The following is a 711-nucleotide window of genomic DNA, read 5'->3' on the forward strand; positions in this document are numbered from 1 at the left end:
CGCGCGGGGTGTTGATCCAGCCCTGTACGCGATGCGGCTTGAGATCGATCTCGCGTAAGAAGCGTCCGATGGAGTGCGCGGAGATGTCTTCGACGATCCCGCGCGCCTTGGCCTCTTCGGCCAAGTCCGCATGGGTCCAGCGCGTCAGCTTCACCCCTTCGCGGACCGCAGGCTCGCACGCCAGGGCGATGATGGCGCAGATCTGCTCGGGGGTGAAGGTCGGCGGTGTCCCCGAACGCGGCTCATCGCTCAGACGCTCGAGCACCGGGTGATCCGCGCGCTCGCGCCAGCGGCGGCGCCAGCGTTGGACCAACGAGCGACTGACCTGCAACGTGGCGGCCGTTTCGTGCATCCCCTTGCCGGCGTCGGCGGCGAGAATGATTCGGGCTCGGATCGCCAGTTGCTGCGCCGTGGTGTGCTGACGCACCAACGCCTCCAACTGGGTACGTTCTTTGTCGGTGAGGGAAACGGGAATCGGGGTGCAGCGTGGCATCGTGTCATCAACTCATCGGCGAAACTCAAGACAGATGAGTAGGATGCCATCGATCGCCCAGAAACAGTATTAGGACTTTCACTCTAGACCACTAGCCTGGCTCGGAATCTAGCAGCCAGCGCGTCAACAGCGAGGTCCAGGTCTCTTGTCCGACGACTCCGTCGACGGTGAGGTTTTCATTCTGTTGGTAGTGCTTGACCGATGACTCGGTCTTGGGT

Annotated in this window: 2 protein-coding genes; both read right to left on the minus strand. The window is 62.7% G+C overall.

Translation table 11 applies throughout. From position 1 onward, the window contains the following. The coding region (locus CKO23_RS25010) for a helix-turn-helix domain-containing protein (RefSeq protein WP_242482701.1) at window positions 1-493 on the minus strand (493 nt) is incomplete at its 3' end. Between the two features lie 91 nt (window positions 494-584). Further along, window positions 585-711, minus strand: a 127-nt coding sequence (locus CKO23_RS26850) for a peptidoglycan-binding domain-containing protein (RefSeq protein ID WP_200336285.1), incomplete at its 5' end; no start/stop codon positions are given.

It is taken from the genome of Thiocystis violacea, from assembly GCF_016583565.1.
In the GTDB taxonomy this organism is placed as follows: Bacteria; Pseudomonadota; Gammaproteobacteria; order Chromatiales; family Chromatiaceae; genus Thiorhodococcus; species Thiorhodococcus violaceus_A.